This window comes from Methanomethylovorans sp., assembly GCF_041305605.1.
Classification (GTDB): Archaea; Halobacteriota; Methanosarcinia; order Methanosarcinales; family Methanosarcinaceae; genus Methanomethylovorans.
Genome location: NZ_JBFYLB010000044.1, coordinates 1 through 26,371, shown reverse-complemented (window position 1 = coordinate 26,371; position 26,371 = coordinate 1). Strand labels below are relative to the sequence as shown.

The 26,371-nt window shown below is 43.7% G+C and carries 25 protein-coding genes and 1 tRNA gene; 11 read left to right on the top strand and 15 right to left on the bottom strand.

All coding sequences use genetic code 11. The features are described from left to right. The coding region (locus tag ACCM36_RS03075) for an APC family permease (RefSeq protein ID WP_370572260.1) at positions 1-1,434 on the bottom strand (1,434 nt) is incomplete at its 3' end. A 353-nt stretch (positions 1,435-1,787) separates the two neighbouring features. Between ACCM36_RS03075 and ACCM36_RS03070 the strand changes: the two genes are divergently transcribed. Then, the gene (locus tag ACCM36_RS03070) at positions 1,788-2,975 is read left to right on the top strand and encodes a multidrug effflux MFS transporter (protein ID WP_370572259.1); all 1,188 of its coding nucleotides are present in this window, start codon (positions 1,788-1,790) and stop codon (positions 2,973-2,975) included. Between the two features lie 73 nt (positions 2,976-3,048). On the opposite strand, the gene ACCM36_RS03065 is transcribed toward ACCM36_RS03070, so the two are convergent. Continuing rightward, positions 3,049-3,123: transfer RNA gene (locus ACCM36_RS03065), tRNA-Arg, on the bottom strand. Positions 3,124-3,256: 133 nt separating this feature from the next. Between ACCM36_RS03065 and ilvE the strand changes: the two genes are divergently transcribed. The 3 genes from ilvE (at position 3,257) to ACCM36_RS03050 (ending at position 6,398) form a co-directional block, all read left to right on the top strand. Then, complete coding sequence (ilvE, locus tag ACCM36_RS03060) at positions 3,257-4,138, top strand: branched-chain-amino-acid transaminase (RefSeq protein WP_370572258.1); 882 nt, start codon at positions 3,257-3,259, stop codon at positions 4,136-4,138. Between the two features lie 95 nt (positions 4,139-4,233). Further along, the gene (locus tag ACCM36_RS03055; protein ID WP_370572257.1) at positions 4,234-4,479 is read left to right on the top strand and encodes a sodium:proton antiporter; all 246 of its coding nucleotides are present in this window, start codon (positions 4,234-4,236) and stop codon (positions 4,477-4,479) included. Further along, positions 4,476-6,398 (top strand): molybdopterin biosynthesis protein, encoded by a 1,923-nt coding sequence (locus ACCM36_RS03050; RefSeq protein ID WP_370572256.1) that lies wholly within the window; start codon positions 4,476-4,478, stop codon positions 6,396-6,398. The genes ACCM36_RS03055 and ACCM36_RS03050 overlap by 4 nt, the downstream gene beginning before the upstream one ends. A 511-nt stretch (positions 6,399-6,909) precedes the next feature. Here ACCM36_RS03050 and ACCM36_RS03045 read toward each other — a convergent pair. From ACCM36_RS03045 to ACCM36_RS03000, 10 genes are all read right to left on the bottom strand, one after another. Beyond that, positions 6,910-8,676, bottom strand: a complete 1,767-nt coding sequence (locus tag ACCM36_RS03045; protein WP_370572262.1) for a ribosome biogenesis/translation initiation ATPase RLI — start codon at positions 8,674-8,676, stop codon at positions 6,910-6,912. 39 nt (positions 8,677-8,715) lie between these two features. Further along, a complete protein-coding gene (locus ACCM36_RS03040) occupies positions 8,716-9,120 on the bottom strand; it encodes a hypothetical protein (RefSeq protein WP_370572255.1) in 405 nt (134 codons plus the stop codon). 91 nt (positions 9,121-9,211) lie between these two features. Next, on the bottom strand, positions 9,212-10,228 hold the full coding sequence (locus ACCM36_RS03035; protein ID WP_370572254.1) for an MBL fold metallo-hydrolase: 1,017 nt from the start codon (positions 10,226-10,228) through the stop codon (positions 9,212-9,214). Positions 10,229-10,289: 61 nt separating this feature from the next. Continuing rightward, complete coding sequence (locus tag ACCM36_RS03030) at positions 10,290-10,559, bottom strand: thioredoxin family protein (protein ID WP_370572253.1); 270 nt, start codon at positions 10,557-10,559, stop codon at positions 10,290-10,292. A 199-nt stretch (positions 10,560-10,758) separates the two neighbouring features. Continuing rightward, entirely contained in the window at positions 10,759-11,547 is a 789-nt protein-coding gene (locus ACCM36_RS03025) for a nicotinate-nucleotide pyrophosphorylase (RefSeq protein WP_370572252.1), read from the bottom strand. Between the two features lie 697 nt (positions 11,548-12,244). After that, positions 12,245-14,131, bottom strand: coding sequence for an acetate--CoA ligase (gene acs / locus ACCM36_RS03020; protein ID WP_370572251.1), 1,887 nt, complete (start codon positions 14,129-14,131; stop codon positions 12,245-12,247). 278 nt (positions 14,132-14,409) lie between these two features. Beyond that, positions 14,410-14,760: a nascent polypeptide-associated complex protein gene (locus ACCM36_RS03015; RefSeq protein WP_370572250.1), complete on the bottom strand. Its 351-nt coding sequence runs from the start codon at positions 14,758-14,760 to the stop codon at positions 14,410-14,412. Between the two features lie 35 nt (positions 14,761-14,795). Further along, entirely contained in the window at positions 14,796-15,119 is a 324-nt protein-coding gene (locus tag ACCM36_RS03010) for a HesB/IscA family protein (RefSeq protein WP_370572248.1), read from the bottom strand. A gap of 114 nt (positions 15,120-15,233) precedes the next feature. Beyond that, positions 15,234-16,319, bottom strand: a complete 1,086-nt coding sequence (locus tag ACCM36_RS03005; protein ID WP_370572247.1) for a hypothetical protein — start codon at positions 16,317-16,319, stop codon at positions 15,234-15,236. A gap of 58 nt (positions 16,320-16,377) precedes the next feature. Next, positions 16,378-17,142 carry an RAD55 family ATPase gene (locus ACCM36_RS03000; RefSeq protein ID WP_370572246.1) on the bottom strand — a complete coding sequence of 255 codons (765 nt, stop codon included), beginning with the start codon at positions 17,140-17,142 and terminating at the stop codon, positions 16,378-16,380. A 108-nt stretch (positions 17,143-17,250) separates the two neighbouring features. Between ACCM36_RS03000 and hisI the strand changes: the two genes are divergently transcribed. Together hisI and ACCM36_RS02990 are read left to right on the top strand one after the other, a co-directional pair. Next, entirely contained in the window at positions 17,251-17,613 is a 363-nt protein-coding gene (hisI, locus tag ACCM36_RS02995; RefSeq protein WP_370572245.1) for a phosphoribosyl-AMP cyclohydrolase, read from the top strand. Between the two features lie 46 nt (positions 17,614-17,659). Next, positions 17,660-19,498 (top strand): PINc/VapC family ATPase, encoded by a 1,839-nt coding sequence (locus ACCM36_RS02990; protein ID WP_370572243.1) that lies wholly within the window; start codon positions 17,660-17,662, stop codon positions 19,496-19,498. A gap of 458 nt (positions 19,499-19,956) precedes the next feature. Here ACCM36_RS02990 and ACCM36_RS02985 read toward each other — a convergent pair whose 3' ends face one another. Beyond that, entirely contained in the window at positions 19,957-20,712 is a 756-nt protein-coding gene (locus ACCM36_RS02985; protein WP_370572242.1) for a winged helix-turn-helix domain-containing protein, read from the bottom strand. A gap of 142 nt (positions 20,713-20,854) precedes the next feature. On the opposite strand from ACCM36_RS02985, the gene ACCM36_RS02980 reads away from it, so the two are divergent. Next, positions 20,855-21,094, top strand: a complete 240-nt coding sequence (locus tag ACCM36_RS02980) for an MTH865 family protein (RefSeq protein ID WP_370572241.1) — start codon at positions 20,855-20,857, stop codon at positions 21,092-21,094. A 122-nt stretch (positions 21,095-21,216) separates the two neighbouring features. Here ACCM36_RS02980 and ACCM36_RS02975 read toward each other — a convergent pair whose 3' ends face one another. Continuing rightward, complete coding sequence (locus ACCM36_RS02975) at positions 21,217-21,498, bottom strand: hypothetical protein (RefSeq protein ID WP_370572240.1); 282 nt, start codon at positions 21,496-21,498, stop codon at positions 21,217-21,219. Between the two features lie 204 nt (positions 21,499-21,702). On the opposite strand from ACCM36_RS02975, the gene ACCM36_RS02970 reads away from it, so the two are divergent. From ACCM36_RS02970 to ACCM36_RS02960, 3 genes are all read left to right on the top strand, one after another. Then, positions 21,703-22,596 (top strand): methylenetetrahydrofolate reductase, encoded by an 894-nt coding sequence (locus ACCM36_RS02970; protein ID WP_370572261.1) that lies wholly within the window; start codon positions 21,703-21,705, stop codon positions 22,594-22,596. Then, a complete protein-coding gene (gene cofE, locus ACCM36_RS02965; RefSeq protein WP_370572239.1) occupies positions 22,589-23,395 on the top strand; it encodes a coenzyme F420-0:L-glutamate ligase in 807 nt (268 codons plus the stop codon). The genes ACCM36_RS02970 and cofE overlap by 8 nt, the downstream gene beginning before the upstream one ends. Positions 23,396-23,600: 205 nt before the next feature. Then, a complete protein-coding gene (locus tag ACCM36_RS02960) occupies positions 23,601-25,283 on the top strand; it encodes an alkaline phosphatase (protein ID WP_370572238.1) in 1,683 nt (560 codons plus the stop codon). Positions 25,284-25,333: 50 nt separating this feature from the next. Here ACCM36_RS02960 and ACCM36_RS02955 read toward each other — a convergent pair whose 3' ends face one another. After that, on the bottom strand, positions 25,334-25,963 hold the full coding sequence (locus ACCM36_RS02955; protein ID WP_370572237.1) for a MarC family protein: 630 nt from the start codon (positions 25,961-25,963) through the stop codon (positions 25,334-25,336). 215 nt (positions 25,964-26,178) lie between these two features. Between ACCM36_RS02955 and ACCM36_RS02950 the strand changes: the two genes are divergently transcribed. Further along, positions 26,179-26,371: hypothetical protein (locus ACCM36_RS02950; RefSeq protein WP_370572236.1), on the top strand; the 193-nt coding region annotated here is incomplete at its 3' end.

The window sequence follows — 26,371 nt, the reverse complement described above, 5'->3', positions numbered from 1 at the left end:
AGGTATGAAAAGACATAGGACGAAAAAGCCTATTCCTGTAGTGTTCCACCCAAGCTCTAGACTGTTGAGGTATATGATACCTATAAGGAAAAAGGGAATGTTCAGGATAGCTGTGGCAAGTGCTATATATTTCCAACCGCGTGGAGCTTTGAATGGTCGGTCTAGCTTTGACAGCTCCGGATCATTCCTCACCTTCACATAGGTATAGAGACTGATACCATTGGCACATATATACCCGATTGCAGAAGCAGCCAGGATGGCAGTGGGGGTTCCAAGAAGTATCAGACCCATGTTAAAAAGCGCATCGGCGATCATAGCATTCATTGGATGGCCATGTGAATTGAGTTTGCTGAACACTGCTGGCAGGTTTCCTTCAAGTGACATCGAATATATGGACCTTGCCGAAGAGAGGAAAGCTGTCTGTATGATCAGAAGCATGGCCCCTATCAGCATAACGATAGATATAGAGGCGCCTATCGGACCCAGAGAGAGATTGGCAAGCGGAAACATTGGTGAAATCGGTTCTGCAAGCACCCCTTCAACACCCAGTGTACCTATGACCGAAGTCTGGACAAGCACATAAAGGACAAGACAGATCGCACCGCATACGAACAGAGCTTTTGGTGTATCAGTGTTCGGCTTCTTGTACTCTGGCCCGTAAATGGCTGCAGTTTCCCATGCTGCTGCACTCCATTCTGCCATTGCGAAAAGCCCAAGGATGATCAATATATGTTCCATGTCCCAGCTCCAGTCTGAGGGGAACCAGGAATTAGTAATGTTCGACATACGGAAATCGCCTGTAATGAAGGGAGCGATGGTTATGACCATTAGTGGGACCAGAGATATCAGAGCGAGAATGAATCCGGCTGTGGCTCCGTTTTTGAGTCCTTTTGAATTAATTATTGCAAGCGAGCCAAAAATAACTGCTCCGACAATTAAAGAAAGGAAAGTTTCTGAAATAGAGCTTAAAGCTGGTAGAAGACCGTGCAGGTAACTGGAAATGAGAATAGCATAAATAGCAAGCACAGGACTCCAGCCGAACCAATAACTCCAGGCACTGAAGCCACCTATGAATTTGCCGACCTTATATTTTTTATTGCTTTTATTGTTCGCCGACGAACCAAAAACAGTTTGCGTATAACCTGGCAAACCTGATGCTTTTGGAAAAACTGTTGCTAATTCCCCATACCCAAGATTCTGCAGGAACCCTAGTAAAATAGTTGCTGCCCAGATAATTATTGCAAAAGACCATACATAACTCGTAAGATATCCTATGGAAGGAAGTATTAATAAGGGAACACCTAACGCAATTGCAAGTCCCTGCTTCCAGTCGATCGTCCGTTCCAGTTCCTGCGGCTCACAAATGACCTTACTGCATTGGACACCATGCTCCCAGTCAATACCTGACTGTGGACTGTTTGTTTTGTCACCCAAGATTTACACCTCATATGTATATTTTCTGTATCCACCTACCTTCTGTTGTACGTACTCGGAAGTCAGTAAGCTATTACTGACTAAATCATATAAATATGTTTCTTATAGAAGTGGAGTAGAATAAATACTTTACGCAAATCATATAAAGATTTTTGCCGAGAATAAAGGGCAAAAACTTAAGAAAAGAGAGATAAAAGGGAATTTAGTAGGAATGGTCGAGAGAAAATATAATCACTATTATTTATTAAATAATGTAGATGGTAGTGTAAGTGTTCTATTGAAAAACTGTTCTAAAGCAATGGAGATTAATATTCCTTATGCCTTTACAGCTTAGAAATTTAAGGAGATTGAATTTGTCCTCCAATGCAACTACAGGCAACATCAAAGAAATGGTGCCCCTGCTGGCACTTTTAACAGCTTTTCCTGCATTTTCCACTGACATGATACTGCCAGCTATTCCATCCCTTGCCGTTACATGGAATGAGCCGTTGGCAGTGGTCAATTTGATCCTTATTTGCTTTTTTATTACCTATGGATTCTCCTTGCTTTTCTATGGCCCTATTTCCGACAGATACGGACGCAAAAGACCTTTGATCATGGGGATTTCAGTGTACATAGTTGCCAGTATGCTCTGTGCCGTAGCAAGCTCCGCATTCACATTAATAGCATTTAGGATACTACAGGCCATAGGAGCTGCTGCCAGTGCATCCTTATCCATGGCTATGACCAAAGACCTGTTCTCCGGAAAGGAAAGGGAAAGAATACTTGCATATATAGCGATCATCATGGCATTGGCTCCCATGTTCGCCCCCATCATAGGAAGCTGGATATTATCATATCTTTCATGGCACTGGATATTTTTTGCCCAGGGAATGATGGGAGTAATAGGCATAATGGGCGTTCTGAGAACGTCTGAAACTCTTAAAGAAGCATCTGAAGCACCTCTGTCACGAGTATTACATTCCTATGGTAAACTGTTACATAACAAGAATTACGTCATAATGGTACTTGTTATGTCGATAAGCCTATTGCCATTATACAGTTTTATTGCCGGTTCTTCTGACCTATATATAAATGGATTTGGCCAGAGTGAACAGACTTTCAGCTATTTCTTTGCTTTTAACGCTCTGGCACTGATGTCAGGATCCTTGTCATGCCTGAAACTTACAGAGAGAATGGATTCCAGATATCTGATAACTGCCGGATTCGCAGGTATTTTACTTGGAGGAACACTGATTCTTATCCTAGGGCAGCATGGCCCATGGAGTTTTGCCTTTCCCATGGCCATAATTACATATTCCATAGGCATCAGCAGGCCTCCCAGTAACCATCTTGTACTTGAGCAGGTGCGAAAAGATGCCGGAGCTGCTTCCTCCTTATTAATATTCACATATTTCACTCTTGGAGCTGTGGGTATGTGGCTGATATCCCAGGAGTGGCTTAGCAAGATAAAGATACTAGGTACAATAGCTTTGATCTGCGGTGCCCTTGTGCTGGTGGCCTGGACTGTTTTGCAGAAAAAAGGAAGCATAAGCAAATAACCAATGCAAAGAAGTATGATCAACTACCGGAAAAGAGGCTAGAGAACAACTTAATCAAAAAAAAAAAAATAAACGATCCCGGAGGGATTCGAACCCCCGACCCTCGGGTTAGAAGCCCGATGCTATATCCTGGCTAAGCCACGGGACCTGTAGGGGTATGTGATAGATGTTTATACATAAAAGCCTTTTGTACGATCACCTGTATTTCCTCCGAGGAGTCGAAATACAAATATATGATAGGTTGACATCAATCACTACACCAATCTATATGAGGTCCTATAATGAGCGAACTGTTTATCTATTGCAACGGCGAGTACGTTCACAAGTCCAAAGCTACTGTGTCTTTATTTGATCATGGTTTCCTGTACGGAGACGGGGTCTTTGAAGGCATAAGGGCTTACAATGGACGTGTTTTTAAGTTACAAGAGCACTTGGACAGGCTTTATGATTCTGCAAAAGCTATCGCCCTGGAGATTCCCATGTCAAAGGAAGAAATGGGAGAAATAATCCTGGAAACCCTGCGCAAGAACAAACTCAGAGATGCTTATATCAGGCCCCTGGTCACCAGAGGAATTGGAGACCTTGGCCTTGATCCCCGCAAATGCCCTAAGCCTGGCGTATTCATCATTACACAGCCCTGGGGAGCTATGTATGGGGACTTGTATGAGATCGGACTTACCGGAGTCACTGTTTCGGTTCGCCGCAATGCAGCCGATGCACTATCACCCAACATCAAATCCCTCAATTACCTGAACAATATCCTGGCAAAAATAGAAGCAAACGCAAAAGGAGGCGACGAAGCCATATTCTTTGACAGCAACGGTTACCTATCCGAAGGTTCAGGTGACAACATATTCATTATCAAAAACGGCAAGGTCTACACACCGCCTACCATCAACAACCTTAAAGGCATCACCAGAGCTACTGCCATTGAACTGCTGGAAGAAATGAATATGCCGGTCTCGGTGGAGAACCTTGGAATGTTTGACCTCTACACAGCAGATGAGATATTTGTTACGGGCACAGCAGCAGAAGCCGCACCCTTGGTCAAGGTAGACGGACGTGCAATAGGAACAGGAAAGCCAGGTCCTATCACTAAGAAGATGATAGAGGCTTTCGAAGTGATCACCCAGAATACAGGTACACCCATTTTTGAGGAATAGATCCTCTTTCTTTTTCCACTTTTATTCAAAAACATTAATTACTAATTAAACTAATATCACAATTATATATTAATTGCCTTATAGATGGTGACACCATGCAATCCTTGCCTGATAAAGAAAAAGTGATATTAGAAAACTTAAAGTACTTGAATGACTCTGTGATCGCTATATTGCTTCTGATGCCTGTGACACTGGTCATCGCTTTTGAAGCACTTGACTCTACGGAATCGCTTAAATGGCTTTCCATTGCAACCTGGTTAGTATACATATTTGGCCTATGGTATGTAGCTTCCAGGGTTTTCAGACTCAACAATAGGATATTAGAACACTTGAAGGAGTGAACCTGTTGGAAAGGGAGCAAAAGGAATTTAGAGAACTCACATCCTCAGAAGAAGCACGCAGCATAATAAATACTATAAAGATTAGGCCAGTGATTAAAACATTGCAACTGGAACATGCAAATAACCGCATTCTCGCAGAAGATATATTTTCGGGTATAGATGTGCCTGCCTTTGACAGGTCAGTTAAAGATGGTTTCGCTGTGAAGGCACAGGATACATACACAGCCACAGAAATGGAGCCTGTGGTATTGATGAATGTTGGATCCATTGCAGCTGGCTGCCTCTCCGGCCTTACCCTTGGCCCTGGAGAAGCCATAGAAATAGCCACAGGTGCACCAATACCCGAAGGTTCGGATGCTGTAGTGATGGTGGAACACACAACAAGTGAAACTGGCAATATACTAGTGCTTCGGGCAGCTCACATCAATGAGAACATCATGCGCACTGGTGCCGACATCATGAAAGGGGAACGTGTGCTGCGCAAGAATGCACGTATTGGTCCACGGGAGATAGGAGTGCTTGCTTCTATAGGTATCAGCAAAGTCACAGTAAAAGAACTGAACGTTGGAATCATTTCCACAGGCGATGAACTTGTACAGCCCGGATCTGAACTAGGTGCCGGGAAGATATATGATGCTAATTCCTATGCTGTAGCCGCCAGTATAGAAGAATGTGGTGCACACCCCATAATATACGGGATCGTAAAGGATGATGAACGTGCAATGTCAGATGCCATTGATCGTGCATTACAGGAATGCAATATGGTGCTCACTTCCGGCAGTACTTCTGCAGGCGTAGGCGATGTCATGTACAAGATAATAGATGAAAAGGGTAAGACACTGTTGCACGGGATATCAATAAAACCTGGAAAGCCAGTAGTAATAGGTGTTGTTGGAGATACACCACTCATAGGGCTTCCGGGCAATCCCACTTCTGCACTTTCCATATTTAATGAGTTCATAGCTCCTCTTATATACGATTCACTTGAAACCACCCCTCCATTCAAAACAAAGATACGGGCAGTAATGGGAACCGGCATAAGGTCCGAAGGCAGAAAGGAACTGTTCCCTGTGGGACTGATAAGAGGCAGAGTGTATCCTGCAGACAAAACATCCGGAGCCATTACCACCCTTGCGGAAGCTGACGGTATCATTGAGATAAGTGAAGAGACTGAGTACCTGGAACCCGGAAAACCAATCGATGTTACACTTTTCGGAAACATAACCCCTGTAGACCTCATGTTCGTAGGGGGGCAATGCCCTGGGATTGATCTTCTGGAAGATCTGACAGGAATGAACTTCAGAGTAATAAATATGGGTTCCAGCCGTGGATTAAGTGCAATGGCTGGCAGTATGGCTGATGTTGCAGGGATCAATGTGACAGGGCATGGAGAATACAACCTGGAAGCTATCAGAAGCATAAGTCTCCATAATGCAGTGTTGGTAAAAGGGTACCGCAGAGAACAAGGACTGATCGTGCGCCTGGAAAGTAATATCAAAAGCCTTGATGACTTGCCTGGAAAAAAACTGGTTAATCGCAATAGAGGCTCAGGTACCAGAGCATTGCTCGACAAGCTGCTGGAAGAACTTGCTGTCAAAAAAGGCACCACAAAAACAGAGCTTATAAAGACAATTCCCGGTTACAACTCGGGCTCAAGAACACACAGAGCAGTTTGTGAGGCCATAAGTAGTGGCAAAGCAGAAGTAGGATTTGGCATAAGGCCCTTTGCAGAAACAATGGGACTTAAGTTCATACCGCTCACTGTAGAGGAATATGATTTCCTAATCAATAAAGAGATAATGGATATACCCCAGGTAAAAAACCTGCTGTCAACACTACGATCCCATAATTTTACCACAGGACTACCATCTGGTATATTTACCTATGACAGGACCGGCGAAATAATAGATGACATTTAACGATAATACCATATCCTTTGCGTATTTGCTGCATTAGATAACGCACATCTGTAAAAATCATGCAACTCTGAAGGTCTTTGCGGATAGAAGTACCCACAGTTTAGCAAAAGATATATATGAAAATTATAAGTAGTGTATTGTATATTTGGAAGAATATCAGATCAACCATTTAATTCCATTGCAGAAGGTTATGAGTTTGTTAACCTTTGATGCCTTACAGTTATCATCCCCGCAGTAAATGCTCTTATAGGGATCACAGATAAGTACCACCACTTAAATACCACTACCTAACTTCATAAGTAGATCCACTCTGCGGGGATGATCATCACCTTAGTTAGATAATCATTATCAATCTATTCTATAAACTGAACCGTTTGAATAATAGTGAGAGTAGTATTCGAGGTTACAAATTCCACAGCAATAGGAAAGAAAATAAAGTCTGGAATTATCTGGAAATCATAAAAGATATCAATACCTGCAGTATGGAATCCAGAAATGACTCATCTCAGAGTCATTCCAGGATATTATAGTAATATTCTCCTTTAGACCTTTGTTCGCGGTCAAGGCGGGAATCGGGCTTGTTCACCCTGGGCCTGCGAGTATCCTCATCACGGCGGAATGTGATATTGAGATTGGAAAGGAACTTGTTCATACCATCGTGCATACTTAATGGTGCATGAGCCTTACCATATACAGCCGGCTCACCCTCGAAAACGATCAATCTTTCGCTGAGCATGTCGATCATATAGATATCATGGTCCACTACCATGGCGGTCTTGCCGTTGTTCTCAGCAAAACGCTTTATCACTTTCGTGACCATTGAACGCTGTTCCACATCAAGGTGAGCACTGGGTTCGTCCAGAAGATACATATCCGCATCACGGCACAGACAAGCAGCTATAGCCACTCTCTGCAGTTCACCACCGCTGAGTTCCGGGATAAAACGCTCATACAGCTTTTCAAGACCTAAAGGTTTTACCACTTCTGTCTGGAAATAACTGCTATCGAACTTGCGAGATATGCCCCGCATGAAGAACTGCACCTGCATTTGAATATCCGCCTTGATGTACTGGGGTTTGTAGGAAATACTGATATTCATATCAAGCTTGCCTTCATCGGGTTCTACTTCCCCTGCAAGCACCTTCATGAAAGTAGATTTACCGATACCATTGGGTCCCACTATACCCAGTACTTCACCCTGCTTAATGGATCCAGCGTCTGTTTCCAGAGCAAATCCGTCCTTATATTTCTTGGAGAAGTTACTATAATCCACCAAGGTATCGATCTCAGTTTCATTCCTTGGCGGGTGGACCTCGAAGGAGATAGCTTCGGGACGGACACGTACATTCTCCTCAGGCAGATAACCTTTAAGATATTGGTTAATGGCTATACGCACTCCTTTTGGAAGAGTCATCACACCATATCCACCGGGTTCACCGTAAGCCACGTGCACCACATCGGCCAGCATGTCCAGAATAGCAAGATCATGTTCCACAACAAGCACGGCTTTTTCCTGTGCTATCTCCTGTATGAGCTTGGCACAGTTGATACGCTGGTATATGTCCAAATAGGGACTTATCTCGTCGAAGAAATAGAAATCCGCATCTTTTGCCGCGCATGCAGCAATGGCAACCCTCTGGAGCTCTCCACCACTGAGTTCTGTGATATTGCGGTCAATTATGTGCGAAAGGTCCAAACGTTCTACCAACTCACCCATTACTCCCCGGTCATCGGTCCTTGCAAGCAGATCAGATGTCTTGCCCTTGAAAGCCTTGGGAATAAGGTCTATATACTGAGGTTTCTGGGAAACCTTGAGACTGCCGTTGGAAACAGCCTTGAAGTAATCATAAAGAGCAGTACCTGCATAGTGTTCCAGTACTCTGTCCCATGTACCTCCCTCCTCTCCGAAATTGGGCACCAGCCTTCCCGAGAGAATCTGCACCGCAGTACTTTTACCGATACCGTTAGGACCCAGGATACCAGTGACTCTTCCCTTTTGTGGAACTGGTAACCCATAAAGTGCAAAGCCATTGGGACCATAACGGTGCGTCGGGAATTTAAGGGCTTCAGGGAGACCAATGATCATAATAGCATCAAAAGGACACCTGTTTATGCATATACCGCAGCCTACACAAAGCTCTTCCGAGATCAGTGGCTTGCCGTCCTCTGCAAAGATGATAGTTTCGTCACCTGTTCTTACTCTGGGGCAGTACTTTTCACATTCATGACTGCACCTTCGCGGCTGGCATCTGTCCTTGTTAAGTATAGCTATTCGCATTTTGATCACTGTTAAGAAAAGATGAGATAGGAAATTGTATCAGTTCAGGAGAAGGGTCCACGTCACCAGGCAGAAGTCCACCACAAGGAACTCCACATAGAACCAGTCCTTGAAACCAAACTCCTTAGTACTGACCTTTATGGCGGGATAGATAAGCCTCTGGGCGTAATATGCCAGAATGGCAACGATGGTGATCACAGCATACCATTTTGTTTCAGTGCCCATGCCATACTGAATATTAGCAAGGATACCGGCAATTATACCCAGAATAGAGGCAACTGCTGTCTTGATAATACCCTGTATATGTGCTTTCCTTTTTTCCTCCGGGGTCCTTTGCTTCACCGCAAGGATCCCTTTTGCAGTTTTCTCCTGCTGTACCTCGGATGCATCCTGGGTGCTTAGTTGCTTGCTTTTACCGGATGATTGCCTGGCTGCTTTTTTCAATGCCTATATCTCCTGAAAATATCAATGGAATGGTTACTATAGAAGGATGGTACTTATATAAAGCTTTATATGCGCCAACTAATGAACAAAACTAAATAAAGTCATTGCTCAATACATTACTTATCTTGTCAATGGACATGGCATCAAGGCCCAGGCAATTAAGATGAGCAGCGAACCTGCCTGGCCTATGTCCGCCCGGATGATAGACCACTGTGAACTCTGGGTCTATCTGGCGGACCATGTCAGTAAGCCCCCTCACATCCAGGTGATCACTGATCTGAATAGAAGGATACCTGAAATCAGACCTGCCACTCATTACATATTTTGATGTGTGCCATGGCAATCTTTCAAGGTCCCAGGGAGGAACAACACACAAAGTATTGCCTCCCGCCTCTCCCAAACCCACAACATCACCTGCATTTTCCAGCATGCATCGTGTCAGTTCCAGAGACTGGGCTTCCATCTCAATTACATCACCATACCCAAGAGACCTTACCAATTCAACAACCCTCTGAGCCTTTCCGAATGCATAGGCACCAAGAGCCATAGAGGAATTCTCCCTGAGCAATTGCCCAAAGCCCTCAATATCATCTTCAAAATAGCACGTGGTGTCCCCTGGATCTCCATAATTGGCCTCAGTTATCAACACATCGCATTTAGGAAGCATGGAATAGTCCTTCACATCCCCTGTCACAAGAATGCGTGTACCGACCTCATTTTCCCAATAGAATGACGTGGAACCGGGGGTATGGCCTGTAGGAAATGTCTGCACTGTGACACCAGATATCTCAAGAGAATCACATACACCCATGGTCACTCCCTGGTACGCTTTACCGTAACGTATCTCAAGAGCCTGGGCAGTCTTGGCCGAACAGAGGGCACGCTCTGAGAGCATTGCGGATTTCCCATTATGGTCTGAATGGGCATGAGTAATAAGATATGCATCCGGCTGAAGGCATTTGTTCGGGCTGCGAGTAGTATCAATGGAAAAAGTTACAGGCTTGCCTTCAGCCGACATGAACCTGAGAGAAAGATGGGGTTTGAAACCCCCGCGAGAGTTAGTCTGTCGAAAAGCCAATACTCCCATGTCAATAAGCTGCCGTGGCATAAAGATCATGATCTTACTGGCTTGAGATACATAATTCCAAGAAGTATATCGCCAGATTGGTTCACAGCACTTTTTTCAGTTCAGAACTTAGCACATCTGCAGAAGTTACACCCGTGAAACGCTTGAGCACCTGGCCATCTTTTTCGATAACAAGTGTAGGCACTGCCTGCACCATGTACTTCTTTGCGAGATCCCTGTTCTGGTCCACATCTATTATCTTGAACTCTACCTGGTCCTTGAATTTTTTTTCAACCTCTTCAAGAATAGGTTTCTGCATTCTGCAGGGTCCACACCATGTAGCACTAAAATCCATTAATACTGGTTTGCTCACTTTATCACCTTCTGATATACAGCAAAGCACAAGCCTTTTTGATTATTCTCGGTGGACAAAAAGTGCCCGTCTTAGAGGAGTCCACTGGCTGATAGAAGAGCAGCCTTCAACGGTATTGTAGAACCCCTGCAAAACCATTGTTTGCTTTCCATAAATACCTTTCGCAGGTTAATGTAATCGCTCTATTGAAGACAAAATATCAGGTCCGATATATTCTTGCGGTCAGGTCAAGAGGGGAGGCGTAATAGGGAGCAGAGATCACAATGATATCTACCAGGGCTGCATAATCAGGGATGTCCTGGGCCGAGATACCTCCTACAGCTATCCGCAGACTGGGATTCTTCTCCTTAAGCAATGGAGAAAGCCTTTGAATATCTACAGGGGACAAATGATCAAGTAGCAGCAGATCCGCTATTTTTGCATACCTCAATGCTTCTTCCTCGTTCCGGGGTTCGATCTCTATCCTGCGTACAGCTTTCATTTCATTGAGATCCCCCGCCACACCCAGATGGTTCTGGCTGATCAGGATCGAGTCACTGAGGGAATTACGATGATGATCACCGCCACCTGCCCTCACCGCCTGTAGTTCAAACCGGCGCATCCCAGGATGGGTCTTTCTACTGGTTGCAATAATAACATCCTTATTGACCTTTCTGGCAGTTTCCACGTACAGACGAGTAGTGGCAGCAATGGAGCACATCATGGAAAGGAAGGTCTGTGAAATACGCCATAGCTTGAAAAGCTGACGCAGATCACCTTTTGCCTCAAAGACCACATCATGAGGATTAAATTCACCACCTTCACGTACATGGGCGGTTACCTCAAGACCCTTTTTCCTATAGAAAGCTGCAAGCTCTTCCACACAAGCCGCTACTCCGTGCTCTCTTGACATGATACGTAACCTGCCACTGCCCTCTATGCCAAGCAGTTCGGTAGTCTCATCGCCATAGGGACAGTCTTCATCAAGATAAAGGTCGAACAGATCCATAAAGAATTTTCCTTGAGTCCTATATTGTTAGCGTTTTTTACACTTCTCTTTTATGAAGGATTGCATCCGTTAGATATGAACATAACCCTTAAAAAAGGAGAAAGGTTTGGAAATACTATGTATTAGTGAGACACAATCTAAGTTAGATCGTGTATGTGCTGGATTTATATTTTGTATGCTACTAATCGGACCTTTCTACAAGTTCTATTATTTCTGGAGGGGGCAGCATATGATTATTTACTAGTGGTAACACAGTGATTTAAAGAAATTTAATACTGTTGCAATTATAAATAGTTAATCCATAGAAACTTTTAGAACATAGTAGAGGAACATAGTAGAGGAACATAGTGTGAACTAAAAGAAAGATGATTCTGAGTATACTGGTTATCGCGATATTCTGGAAGCTAAAACTTGGAATGAAAACAATTCTGCTGAATATGAAAATTAAAGATATGGCGAAGCAATTCAAGCCTTTGGTAAACAAGGCCAAGGAATTAAAACAATGATGGATTTCCCCATTATTTTTTAATGATACTCAACAAACAGCTGCAAACAGAACCTCTGTAATTATTTATTTGGACCTACTTGACTTTAAGTGCGGAAAGGTAGATAAATTAATGCAAGAGAAACTTTCCAAAAGAAACTATACACCGCATTTTAATTATGTTCCTGCACGAAGAAAAGTGAGGAGTGTAATTTACTCCTCAAGCGTGGAAACGTCTCCCGGGTCCATGCCAAGCTCCTTTGCCCGAAGTACACGCCTCATGATCTTACCACTACGGGTTTTTGGAAGTGATTCCACGAACTCGATCTCTGAAGGCATGGCAATGGGGCCAAGACTCATCCTTACATGGTATATCAGTTCCGATTTCAGCTTATCGCTGGGAGAATGGCCCTGCCTCAGGATGACAAAAGCTTTTATTATTTCGCCTTTAAGAGGGTCGGGCTTGCCGATAACAGCAGCTTCTGCCACAGCTCCATTGGATACAAGGGCACTTTCCACTTCAGCGCTTCCTATGTTATGACCGGCAACTATGATCACATCGTCAGACCTTCCCAGGATCATGATATACCCGTCATCATCCTTTACTGCCAGATCTCCGGCTGTATAGTACTTGCCTATAGTGTTCCAGTACTGCCGGTAGCGCTCATCGTTGTTGCGGACAGTTCTCATCATGGAAGGCCAGGGCTCTTTGATAACAAGGAAACCCCCCTTCCCTGGAGGAACAGGATCTCCATTCTTATCCACAACATCAGCTACTACTCCTGGCAGAGGCCGACCCACAAAACCTGGCTTCATTGGCTGTCCGACCAAAGTGGTGATCATGTGCATACCTGTTTCTGTCTGCCACCACGTATCCACTATGGGACAGCGTTCCTTGCCAATGGCACGGTAATACCATTCAAATGCTTCCGGGTTGAGAGGCTCTCCCACGGAACCCAATATACGAAGAGAACTCAGGTCATATTTCTTAGGCCATTCCTCACCCATACGCATAAACATTCTGATAGCCGTAGGTGCTGTATAGAATATGGTGACATCAAAATCATCGATGATGTTCCACCAGACTCCCGCGTCCGGATAATCCGGAGTGGATTCAGTGATCAGGATAGTACCCCCTGCCAGCAGCGGACCATATATGATGTAACTATGCCCAGTGATCCATCCTGGATCAGCCGTACACCAGAAAACATCATTATCCCTTAGATCAAATACGTTCATGGTGGAATAGTATGCACCTACCATGTAACCTGCACACGTATGCACAATACCCTTTGCCGGACCGGTGGTACCGCTGGTGTATAGAATGAACAATGGATCTTCTGCATCCATTACCTCAGCTTCACATTCGGATACGTCCTTAAGCACATCATAGTAATCGACCTCTATTTCGGAGTACAGCTCCATAGGAGGTTTCATCCTGCGCAGTACTACTATCTTTTCAACACAGGGGGCATTGACAACGGCCTCATCGACTATGGCTTTTAGTTCCACGCGCTTTCCACGCCTTATAGTTGCGTCAGCAGTTACAACGATCTTTGCATTGGAATCCCTTATACGGGAATTGAGGGCCTGTGTTCCGAAACCTGCGAACACGATACTATGGATAGCGCCTATGCGGGCACATGCCAGGGCAACGATTATCTGTTCAGGCACCAGAGGCATATAGATGCATACAGCATCACCTTTTTTTACACCCAGAGACTTTAGGCCATTGGCGAACCTCATGACTTCCCTGTACAATTGCCGGTATGTAAGGACTCTTTCCTCTCCGCCATCACCCACCCAGATAATGGCCACCTTGTTCTTTTTACCGTTGTGCACGTGACGGTCAAGACAATTCTGAGTGATATTGAGCTTCGAGTTTACGAACCAGCGTGCATAGGGATGTTCCCATTCCATCACCTTGTCCCATTTGTTGATCCACGTAAGCTCTTCCGCTACCTTTCCCCAATAAGCTTGAGGATCTCTCATGAACTCATTATAGGCCAGCTCATAATCTCCCATCCTCACGTTTTCCTTGAGAGATGGATCGGGCAAAAAGGTTTTACCTTCCAATTTGACATCGAATTTTTCCGTCATGAATTCACCTGGTTCAATGTATCTGATTTATTCATTGCAACCACAAGCAGGGATACCATTCCACCTTGCACTTAAAATCCACACGAGTTTAACATAATGTGGAGCTTTGAGGACAAGCTGGTAGGAAGAGTGTGCCAGGTATCCATCATAATTAATCGTGTATAAACTGAAGAATAGTATAAATCTGTTGTGGCCGCATACGAAAATAGTAAGAACTACGTTAAAGAGAGAAAATAAGACAAAGCTACAAGAAGTTCAAATGGAAAGATAAAAAGAAATCAGGAAGAAAGAGCTAAAATAGCCTCTGCAAGATCACCCTTGGATTTCTCAAGAGCTTTTCTTGCCTCTCCTTCAGAAACCCCTGTCTGTTCGGCAACCAGCCTCACATCATCATCCGGGATCTCCAGCTTGCGTGGTACTTTTTCCGGTGTGCCTACGACCTGGTAGGTATCAGCTCCCTGAGCATTCATTACTGTAACATTAGCATCGTTGAAAACTATATCCACATCAGGTGTCCTGATAATTACCTGCTCCACATTGGAGATCTCATCGATGCTAATTCCCATCTGCTTCATCATCTGTTTCATTTTAGCAGGGTTCATCCCTCTACCGCCTACACCCGGAAACATGTGACCACCTCAATAATTATCAAAATAGAAAGAAATTAGTGGCATCCGCCGCCACATGGACCGCAGCTGCCGGATGTCTTTGGATTATCAATGATAAAACCGTTGCCATTTGGACCATCAACAAAGTCAATAGTTGCTCCGGACAGGCCATCTGCATCGTTCTTGTTCAGAACTATCTTAATACCCTGGCTGTCTACAGTAACATCATCTTCCCCAAATTCATTGTCAAGGGACATACCGTATTGCACACCACAGCAGCTCATGCCTGCAACGAAAACTCGGAGGGCATGGTCTGTCTTATTCTCGGACTCAAGCAGTGACTTGATCTCTGAAGCCGCCTTTACTGTTATCTCTACCATGTCTTTCACTCTTCATTTACTCTAATTGCTATCAGTACCTAGGGACTAAACAGTTATACCTTTATATGTAGTTTTGGTATAAAAAGTTATTCGTATTATTGCGAACAGGTTTGGTCAGATAAATTCAACATCATCATCTACAGGATGAGTGAGCACTTCAGCAGTGTGTGCATTCAGTTCTACTGAGTTCCGTGGGCCTTTGACTTCCCATATAGGCACATAGACCAGATCTATCCGCAGATTGATATCTTCAACTGCAGGCTTGAACCTCTTATGCTCCGAAATGATAGCTTCACCCTTAGTATCGTCAAAACGAAGGTCTTTTGTATGCTCATCTATCAGCATATTAAGAATTGAATCCTTGGCTTGTGCATGAGTTATGATCTGAGTCTTAAGCTCATAGTCATTGTCCGGAAGCTCCAGCACATTACTTACCTCAGTGATGGCAATATTGCTAATGCTACCGTTCAACGCATTGAGATAACCCACACCCTCACCGGAAATATCGATTATCTTGGACCGGTATTTCTTTTCTACCTTCAGAGAATAGGAATATCTCCAGAAGGGAACGAGTTTAAGAATAACGGCCTGTACAGTTTGCACATGAGGTTTACCCATTGCAGCCGCACGGTCCTTGGTAAGCTTAAGAGGAGCAGCCTGAAGCTCCAGATGCACAGAATCAACAGCATGTGCAGGGACCATAACTTCAGCCAAAGGAAATGCAGGTGTTGCACAATGATATGAAGGAGTAACGCCTTCCCTTGTTGAAACAACTGTTCCTCTAAAAACATCAGAGAATGGACGAGGTTCAGATGTTTCACTTAAACGAGAACGACCCGAAGAATATGCAGATGGCGCCCTTACAAGTTCAAGTTCACTTGCAGTCCCTTCAATATCTGCAAGCACAGCTCTGCCAATATGCATAGATACTTCATCCCTCTCCCATATTATAAGCCCAAGGTCTTCTCCATAGAGTTTGACATCAGGATCTACATCCGTAGTGGAAACATAAAGGCCAATACCTTCCAGCACCTGGTCAGCAAAGAATTTGAGATCAGACATATCCGGATCCGAGCCGAATTTGATAATAGTTTTATAACCGTCTTTCTCGGCAATAAGATCATACCTGGAAGACTCATTAACGCTGTAACCCGCTGATCTGAAAACATCCCTCAAGATACGCAAAAGCTCTTGCTTCATAATTTATCAGTGAAATAAGGACAGATGAACTGAAATATGTTTCTATGGGAACTGCATATCACAGTACCCTCGTTGTCGTTTCAAGCTCTACACCTTTATTGGTGATAACGTAAGAAATGGTCCTGTTGGGTACGATCATACCTCGCATCTTTCGAAGGAGTATGGAACGCTCTACTTCGCTTCCACGCTCTTTCATCCTAAACTCTATGACACCATCACATATATGCTTCATGTTGTTCTCAACGATGGGTTCATGCATGCCACTGGTCATTAAAAGAAGATGAACGGCACCTGTTGCCTTACCCATAGAGGATATGATCTCTATGACATTTAACACGTTATTAAGTTCGTAGGAACGCAGGAAATAAGAGATAGAATCCACTACACCCCGATATTTACCGGTACGAGCCTGGGTCGCTGTTGCCTTGAGCAGATTAAGCGAATCAGTTCCTCTTTTGAGAAAATCCTTTGCCGATACATCAGAAACCAATTGCTTTGGGAGCACATTATAAAAACGTGGAGAATAAGCATCTATGAAATCGAACTTGTCTTCTTCCAGATGTTTTCTGACGTTCCAGTTGAAATAATCCATTCCTGACATTACCTCGGATATCGGGTGCTCGGACGAAAAATAGAAGACATCTTCGTGATTTACAAGTCCTCCATATGCAAACTGATGTGCAAAGACCTCCATACCTGCCCCGGGTTCTGCAAGGAGCAGAATAGTAGTACCAGGCGGAACGCCGCCATTTAACTGCACATCAAGACCCCCCACACCAGTGGGGACACGATAACCTCCGGAGCCATCAAAACTGTAATCCATTAACTCTCACCTATGAGCGATAGATGCAAATATATTAATGCAAACTGAGATACTATTTGATCAGACAATAGATATAGAGATATTAATATAAAAATATGGTGGAAAGAAATGATCAACCTCAACGACCTGAAATATGAGAATGGCCTTGTTCAGGCTATAGCCCAGGATGCGGAAACAAAAGAAGTTCTTATGTGTGCTTATATGAACAAGGAAGCTTTGCAAAAGACGATTGAAACTGGATATGCACACTACTGGAGCCGCAGTCGCCAGAAACTATGGAAGAAAGGGGAAAGCTCAAACCACCTGCAAAAAGTAATAGAGATACGCATTGACTGTGATATGGATGCTATCCTCATGCTGATCAAGCAAGAGGGCGGAGCATGCCACACCGGATACAGATCATGCTTCTACCGCACCATGGAAGGAGAGATAGTAGGAGATAAAGTATTCGAACCTGATGAAGTGTACTAGCCGGCCTGCAATTGAATTATATAGAGAAGAATAGTAATATGTTCGTATGAAGAGAGAGGGTCAAAGCATAACCCGCATTGCCAGTGATACAAGTGCTATAATTGATGGTGCTATATCTTCGCGGGTAAAGAGTGGCGACTATGCAGGTGTTCAGGTAATTATTCCAGAAGCAGTAGTTGCCGAACTCGAAGCCCAGGCTAACCGTGGCCTGGAGATAGGCTTCAAGGGATTAGAAGAGCTGCAAGAGTTGCGCAAACTTGCCACCCAGGGAACCATAGAGCTTGTTTTTGCTGGCAGGCGGCCAAATCTTGATGAGGTTAAACTTGCTGGTGGTGGGGAAATAGATGCGCTCATCAGAGAAACAGCTCAGGAAAATAATGCTACTTTTGTTACTGCTGACAGAGTGCAGTCACAAGTTGCCATAGCAAAAGGTATAGATGTTGATTTCATAGCCCCCCGCTTTATTGAATATGGTCCTCTGAAGATAGAACAGTTCTTCACAGAAGACACCATGTCGATACATCTGAAAAATGGGGTGCCCCCCATGGCTAAAAAAGGAAGTGTAGCTGCCGTAGAATTTATGCGGATCAGAGAAGAGGCATGCACTTATGGAGAACTTAAATTCATTTCCAGAGAACTCATAGAACGGGCGCGCAGTGACCCTGCTTCCTTCATGGAACTGGATTTCAATGGGGCATCCGTGCTACAGATAGGGAACATGCGGATAGCCATTGCTAATCCACCATTCTCGGATGAGATAGAGATCACTGCTGTACGGCCTGTAGCAAAAGTATCCCTTGATCAATACCGCCTAAGCACAGTGCTGAAGGAACGGATTAAAGAACAGCGTGGCATTCTCATAGCTGGACCTCCAGGAGCTGGAAAATCCACATTTGCTGCGGGTATTGCCATATACTTGCATGAGATGGGATATGTAGTGAAGACCATGGAAGCTCCCCGGGACCTGCAGGTACCAAAAGAGATCACACAATATGCCCCCCTCGAAGGCAGTATGGAAAAAACGGCGGACATCTTACTGCTGGTTAGGCCTGATTATACGATATATGATGAGGTAAGAAAGACCAGCGACTTCCATGTCTTTGCAGACATGAGATTGGCGGGCGTGGGGATGATAGGGGTCGTACATGCCAACAGAGCTGTAGATGCCATACAGAGGCTTATTGGCAGGGTGGAGCTGGGAGTTATACCCCAGGTAGTGGACACGGTTATCTTCATCGATAAAGGCGAGATATCTAAAGTACAGGTATTGGAATTCACCGTGAAGGTCCCATCGGGGATGACCGAGGCTGACCTGGCAAGGCCTGTGATCATAGTAACTGACCTGGAAAGTGGCAGAACGGAGTATGAGATCTACACTTACGGAGACCAGATAGTAGTAATGCCAGTGGGCCTTGAAGTGAAAAAGCCTTCCTGGAAGCTTGCAGAAGGCGAAGTGAAAGAAGTTATAGAACGTTATGCTACCGGACCTGTACAAGTAGAAATGATCTCGGACCACAAAGCTTTCGTGCAGGTACTTGAAAATGACTTGCCGAGGGTCATTGGAAGGGGTGGGAATGTGATTGATACTATCGAGAACATACTGGGTATCCACATAGACGTGCGCAAGTTCGAATCCGGAGAAGCAAAAGAAAAGCCGCTGCAGAAAGAGTTCCGTCCCATCATTGAGAAGACGAAAAAACATGTTATACTGAACATTCCCGAACTTGCGGCCCATGATGTCGAAGTCTATGCAGGAGATGAATTCCTGTTCAGTGCCACCGTAGGACGCCACGGAGATATCAAAGTGAGAGCGGATTCAGCAGTAGCGGATAGCATCCTTTACGCTGTGGAGGATGGGGAGCCGGTGACAGTCAGGCCGCAGTGATAGACATTTCACTTCTGTTTTTCATGGTAAGATCAAATCGTTAAATAACGGTTTACTATTTCCCGGACTTACTTTTTTTCACATTATTGAAAATACATCAAGTAAATTGTCAATTTTTATGATAAATAATATATAATAAGAGTGGCAAATAATAAATCTACCAGAACTCATTTAACGAGTTAGCCAAACAAAAGGAGATAAAGAGATGGCAGAATGCGAGCTACTCCCAAATTGTGGATTTTTTAAAAAATACGATGAATCAAAACATTTTGCTTGTAAAGGTTTTATCAAGCAATTCTGCAAAGGAGAGAAAATGAATGATTGCAGAAGAAAGGCATACCGTAAAGAAAATGGAAAGCCACCAAGTGATGATATGATGCCTAATGGACAGATGATAGTCATCTGAAGAGAATGAACTGATAAAACGCCAAACTCCCAAACATGTGGAGTTCTGCCCTTCAGGCATCTTTTAGGTTGGAGTATATGACCAGAAGACCTTCAAGGGTAATGTAACCTTTGTGTGTGATCTGGTAATCGCCTCTTTCATTGTGCTGGAGAATCATCTTTGAGTCCAGCAATTTCTGCAGATGGAAGAGCAGATTACCCCCCCTCAGAGTGGTTATCTGTGAGAGTTCCGAAAAACCCCGCGGGCTGCCTGCCAGGGCTTTAAGAATGAGAAGACGCTGCTTGTTGGCAACCGGTTCACAAATTGAATCCACTACTTCGATGGGGATTTCCTCTAATTTATGATCACCTTTCTGTCGTTCGTATATCTGTAATGAACGCATGGCCTCTATCTGGCTGTCATAGAGCCTCGAGACCTCTGTGAAACACTGGCCGCACATAGGCTGCCCGGTAATCTTGCGTAACTGATCTATCTTCTGCCAATATTGGTCTACTACGTCCTTGTTCACGCTTTCCTGACTTAGCAGATAAGATGTTTCGCTTAGAAGTTCCTCAAACTTTTTCCTGCAGCCTTCATACATCCGACAGTCATGTACCATATGCTTTTCCAGGCTGTCACTGGTATCCTTCCTGATGTAATCAATGAGAGCCTTAGAAAAGCTACCCCGCAACTGTGAAGTGGTTTGCTCCACTATATACCTGCCAGACCCTTCAAGGAACCGGTTGAATTCGTTACGCATTAAGATGATCTCACTTTTCAGCTCTTCCAGTTCCTTACATTGTCCCAGTGAGTTCTGTGCTTTTTCCATATTGATCTTTCTCTGAAATCCCTTGTCACATTATATTCTGATTTAGCCCAAGGTCATTATTATGTAGTAATCATGTTTTGTACATAATAATGCCGATTAAGTATATAGTTATAACCAGCATATTAGGTAATGGTGACAGAACATGTCAGTAAAAGAAGAAATACACGCACAGATCACAGGAGCGCTTAAGAACGCAAAATTCCCTCTGAAGACACCTCATGAACTACTTGCAGCCTTTCCCGCAGGGGCTGACACCACCTGCCAGTCTGGCAATGTAAAGGTCACAGCAGGTGAAGCAGGAGCATTGCTCAAACCAAGTGACTTCCCCTTCACCAGTGCCCAGCAGGTGGCTGACGTAATAGTGGGCAGAGCAGGGCTCTGAAGTTTTATTGTAAGGGAAGGGGGCAAAGAAAGGGAGAAGAAGAGCATTAGTATTTGAAGGGCTTTTCAAAAACCACCTATTCAAAACCCCATCTCTATTTTGAATATTTTGATGTGAAACCATTAGTTAATGAAACTATAAATGATAACTAAAATGAGAGTTGCCAAAGCTACCAAAAACCGTTTCAATCTTTCTTTGCAGTTTTCAGCCTCCGTAGCAGGATTATTACTGACCTCTGCAAAACCTACTCCAAAAGCTACACCAATAGCAATGCCAATGGGAATGTTCTCAAGCATAGACCCGATGATGAAACCTATAAGCAGACCCACAAAATAGAGAGCGCTCTTTGGAATGGTACAAACTTTGTTTGGGACACCATCATTTCCAGAGTTTTTGTAACCCATAATAGAGAATGAGATTTTTGGATATAAAAAAGGATTGAGTCTGAAATAAGTTCATAATTATATGGATCAATATTTAACAGAAGCCACCTGGACCTCACATTGATCATTAGTTCAATGAACCGAACTTAGAACATTATTACAGTAATTAAAACAAAAATCTCTTTTTCGATGAGTTTAAGAGTAAAAGCCGCATATAGGTGCGCGATGCCAGTCACTTTCCGCGATAAACTCCAATCTGAGAGATTTATAATTACTACAGAGATCACACCTCCAAAAGGTGTTGAGACTTCGTCTTTCTTAACAGACGCACAACAATTAAAGCAATGTGTGGATGCTTTCAACGTGACGGATAATCAACGGGCTGTCATGCGCATGAACCCTATAGCCGTGGGAAAGATATTAAAAGATGCAGGATACGAAACCATCGTACAGCTTACTTGCAGAGACCGCAACAGACTGGCCCTCCAATCAGACCTGCTTGGAGCCTGGGCTCTGGGAATACGGAACATATGTGTTATGACAGGAGACCATACAACTAAAGGAGATCATCCCGGTGCAAAACCTGTATATGATCTTGATTCGGTGCAACTACTGGACGCTGTTAGAAAACTTAACGAAGGATACGATCTTTCTGGTAACAGGCTCGAAAAAGCTCCTGATTTTGTAGTAGGTGCCGTCTCCAATACAGATCCCGCACAACCCATGCAGCATATCAAACTTCGAAAGAAAGTGAACATGGGAGTGGATTTCATTCAGACCCAGGCAATGTATGATACCGAAGAATTTGCATGTTTTCTGGAAAAGATAACTGACGTTGAGGTACCTATAATAGCCGGAGTCATACCGCTCAAATCTGCCAAGATGGCAAGGTTCATGAACAGTAACATTCCGGGAATAAAAGTTCCTGATGAACTCATCTCCAGAATGGAAAATGCAGAAGAACCTGTTCAGGAAGGAATGGAGATCGCTGCGCAGCTCATCCGTGAACTGAAAAATATGTGCAGAGGCATACATTTGATGCCTGTAGGACAACATACACATACTAAAAAACTACTAAAAATGTCAGGATTGACAGAAGGAAGACCACATAATGAGTAATAATAATAATCATGAACCTTCGGGCGATGAAACACCAATGCAGTTGCTAGGTATCAGGACACCTATCATAAGACCAGGTGAAGATATAGTTCAGATACTCCTGGAATGCCTTGAAAAGCAGGGAATACGACTGCAGAATGGTGATGTGGTCGTGCTGGCAGAATCCGCTGTAGCTACTGCTGAAGGACGTGTGGTACAATTATCTGACATTGAGCCAACTGCAGAGGCTTGTGAACTTGCCCTGAAGTATCAGCTTGACCCCAGAGAGATGCAGCTGATAATCGAGGAATGTGACGAAATATTCGGAGGAGTTCCCGGAGCAGCATTGACCGTTACCAGAGGAACGCTTTCACCAAATGCAGGCATCGATAGCTCAAATGCACCTGAAGGGTGTGTGGTGCTTCTGCCAGAGGACCCGCAAAAAAGTGCGGCTTTCATAAGAGAAGGACTCGAAAAGGCCTGCTCATGCCATATAGGCGTTATCGTTGGCGACAGCCGTACCCAGCCTCTAAGACTTGGATGCGTGGGCATAGCCCTTGGAACTTCAGGATTAGAACCTGTGGAAGATGCAAGAGGATCACTTGATCTTTTCGGCAAGGAACTGAAAATAACCCGCAAAGCAGTTGCCGATAATATGGTCTCTGCTGCGCAACTGGTAATGGGAGAGGCGGGAGAGGGCACCCCTGCTGTAGTGATAAGGGGAGCAACTGTGAAGATGATCGAAGGTTCCATAGAGATGCCACTGTTCTCAAGGGAAGAATGCATGTATTACAGCAATATAAGCAAAGGCAGGAAATGATTCACAGAATCCTATAAAATTTTCATCGCAGATTTTAGGATATATTGATACATATAGAGATAGCTTGCAAATTCTTTAGAAATAGTGATATATAGACATATTGCCCTTACATAGAATACTTTTCCACATATATTCTATTTGTACAAAATTCAAATGCATAGGGCCATTTAACCTCATACGTGAAACTAATTCACAGGGGAAAAAGATGGCTACGAAAACAATTAACCTTTTTATAGTACTTACTATCGTAGGACTGTTACTTATGGGAAGTGCAGCATCTGCGGTATCGGGCAAGGAAACACAGAAGACAGAAGAAAGTACAAAGGATATACAGGATACGAAATATACTAACAAAAAAATAAAGAATATTATAGTTATGGTCCCGGATGGATGCTCGCAAAGTGTCCAGACTGTAGCACGCTGGTACAACGGGGAAGAACTCCAGCTTGATGACATGGTTGTTGGAACGGTTTCCACCTATATGAGCGATTCACTGATCACCGACTCTGCTTCTGCAGCAACGGCTTTTTCAACCGGATATAAGACTTCCGACGGAGCATTAAGCGTAGGCCCAAACCCAGCAACTCTTTTAAGCATCATAGATTCAACAACTGTGGCTGAACCATATGTTCCTCTTGCAACTGTACTTGAAGGAGCAAAACTCAAGGGTAAAGCTACGGGACTTGTAGCAACATCTGAGATACCACATGCAACACCTGCAGCTTTTGCTTCCCATGCTGAATCCAGAAAACAGTATGATGACATAATCGAACAGATGGTTTATCAGGACATTGATGTGGTCTTTGCAGGAGGCAAGGATTTCCTCAGCACCAGCCGTCAGGATGGAGAGAATCTTACCAAAGTGCTCATGAACAGAGGTTATCAGTTTGTTGAAACGGAAGATGAGATGATGTCTCTGAGATCTGGCAAAACATGGGGAATGTTTGCAGGAGCGGCTATGTCTCCTGAAATAGACCGCCAGTATACGGCACCTGAGCAACCACATATAGCTAACATGACTGAGAAAGCCATTGAACTGCTCGCCAAAGATAAAGACGGATTTTTCCTCATGGTAGAAGGCAGCCAGGTTGACTGGGCAGGACATGCTAACGACCCGACCTACATGGTAACTGATTTCCTTGCTTTTGATGAAGCAGTGGAAGTCGCTGTTGACTTTGCAAAAAAGGATGGAAATACCTTGGTAATTGTCTTCCCTGATCACAACACCGGTGGAATGACACTTGGAAGCAATTATGACCCTTCATACACAAAGACTACAGTGGAAGATCTTGTAGACCCTCTGAAGAACATGAAATGTACGTACGCTTATCTTGAAAGCCAGATAAAGGACATGACAGATGGTTCCGAAGTCCATGAAGAAGTGCTGAGTTGGATGGGCATCGACCTGACACAAACCGAGATAGATGAAATTGTCGCAAGTGGTAAGTTCGAGACTCTGAAAAATATAATCAACAATAAACATACCATTATCGGATGGACAACCGGGGGTCACTGCGGAGAGGATGTGCCCCTGTGGGCATACGGACCTGGAAGCCTTTCAGGGCACGTCGACAACACAGAGATAGCCACTTACATCGCTGAAGAGTTCAGTTTTAGCCTGGACAAGACAAGTGATAAACTGTTCGTGGATGTGGATGAAGCATTCCCTGGCAAGTATGTACTGGACAAGACAGATTCCAAGAACCTGGTTCTTAAGATCGGGAACTACAAACTGCCAATAAACAAGGATGTCCTGATCGACTCCAAAGGAGTTGAACATAAACTCGATGGAATAGTGATCTATGCTCCAAAAGCCAACGATGGCAAGGGCAAAGTGTACATTCCACAGCAAGCTGTAGACCTGATCAAAGGTAAAAAGTACAAGTAAAACGATGAAAAGGGTATATCCCTTTTCTATCTATATTTCACGTACTTATTTTAGAAAGCCTGGAAGATATTATATAACCCTCTTGTTACGAAATCCACCGCAAGGGCGGCAAGAAAGAGTCCCATAAGACGGGTGAACACCAACATACCAGTATAACCAAGCCATGTATAGACCTTATGGGAGAAATGAAACAACAGCAGACAAATCAGGAAAGTCAGCACAATTGCAGCCAATACTATCATCTTGTCAAAAAAGATATCTGTACTACCCATAAGAACTATAACAGTTGTTATTGAACCAGGTCCTGCTAGTATGGGAAGAGCAATGGGAAACACCCAGACATCATCCCTGCCTAACGATTCTTTGATTTCGTCCTGAGTTATGCTTTCCCTGGATATCTGTGCCATCATCATATCAAAAGCCACTTTGAATAGCAGTATTCCTCCGGCAACCCTTAAGGAATCAACATTTATGCCGAACAGTCTGAGCATTGCATCACCTGTCAGCGCGAAGAAAAGGGAAATGCCACATGCAAGAAAAACAGCTTTTTTTCCAAGTATCTGTCTTTGTTTATCGGTCATCCCACTGGTCATGGATACAAAGGTCACAACTCCATCCAAGGGACTGACTATTACAAAAATAGATACAAAAGAATAGATGAAAAAAGTGATCAAATCCATAAATAGAATGTATTAAGAAAGTATATGGATTTTATTGAAAGTACGAAGCTAATTATTTTATATGTAAACAGAAGCTTCCATCACATTTTTATATAAAAATAATTAATATGAATATATGTGGAGTTGCCTATAAATTATTTTAAATAGATGAGAAGAAGAACAGGCACAATTATAACAATTAAAGCTTTGGGAATTTTTAAAAAGAGGCTACATAAATGCTTCAAGCAGTAGTATTTGATAACGAAGGTATAATAGATGGAAACCTGAGAAATAAACTGGAAAATGTCGGACTTTTCCTATCCAAAATATGCCAATTTGATGAAAAGACAATCGTCTCAGTGGCTGAGAAAAAACCTGATCTATTGTTATACTGCTGTTCTTCCGGTGACTGCAACTCCTTTGATAGAA